This window comes from Acinetobacter sp. B-6 (assembly GCF_056930735.1).
Window position 1 is genome coordinate 1 of the sequence record NZ_JBXPBY010000043.1, and the last position, 945, is coordinate 945.

Consider the following 945-nt stretch of genomic DNA (forward strand, 5'->3'; position numbering starts at 1 on the left):
TGATGGATTTAAAAAATTCAATACACTGTAATCGTTGATCACTGTTATTGGTAAAATCAAAAGGAAAAATGAAATTGATTGTTGAATAGCGTTCATTATTTGCCATTTCTGAGCTAAAGGCTACATCAACCCCATATTTAGGCGCAAAACTCATATTGGATTGATCTGAAAAATAATAATTAAGTGGATCATCTAATTTTTTATTTTTAATATCACTAACCCAGTTTTCGGGAAAACCCTCTTTACGAAATTTACGTTCTCTTTGTTTATTGACCGATGCTTCTCGAACAAATTCAATTCCAGTTAATTTGATATATTCGAGAATTTTATGAAAGAAATAATCTCGAACATATAATTGATCACCATCATAAAACCAAAAAGACATCATTAGATTTAAGCGCACTGGTTCTGTTTTGGATTCAACGTCCACATAAGGCAAAGTATAATTTTGTGTTTGTTCAATCTGATCTAACCAAGCTTCTGCTTGTTGAAATAACTCACCCATCATCTTTTCCTTATTATTTCCAAAGATTTTCTGCATTGCTGACCACTATGTCCCACACTTCACGCATTTTATTCACTTTACTGGTCTTTTTACCTTGCGGGGTACTGCTTGGCTTTTGCGTATTTTGCGGTACTGCCTTTGCTTTACAACCACAGTCACTATCTTTAGGATTTGCCGATACCCGAATCATCGCTAACTTGGAGTTACTACTTAAAAGCTCAACATATCTATCCATCTGATCTCTATCTGGCTTATCATCGCTATCGATAAATTTAATCTCAACCCAATGTAAAATATTATCCAATGTCGGCGCTTTCATCATATTTTTCACTATAAGAATATCTGCACCTAACCGCCCAGAGCCAGGAGTTTCCATAAACTTATGTCGAGGTGGGTTTGTCCCAGCAACCATCAACGGTTGTTTGGTTTTTTTGTCATAA

Annotated in this window: 2 pseudogenes; both read right to left on the reverse strand. The window is 35.0% G+C overall.

Annotated elements, in window-relative coordinates:
* A pseudogene (locus tag AC1Z3T_RS21115) lies at positions 1-505 on the reverse strand (type VI immunity family protein); the annotation flags it as partial.
* A 13-nt stretch (positions 506-518) separates the two neighbouring features.
* Positions 519-945: pseudogene (locus AC1Z3T_RS21120) on the reverse strand (hypothetical protein); the annotation flags it as partial.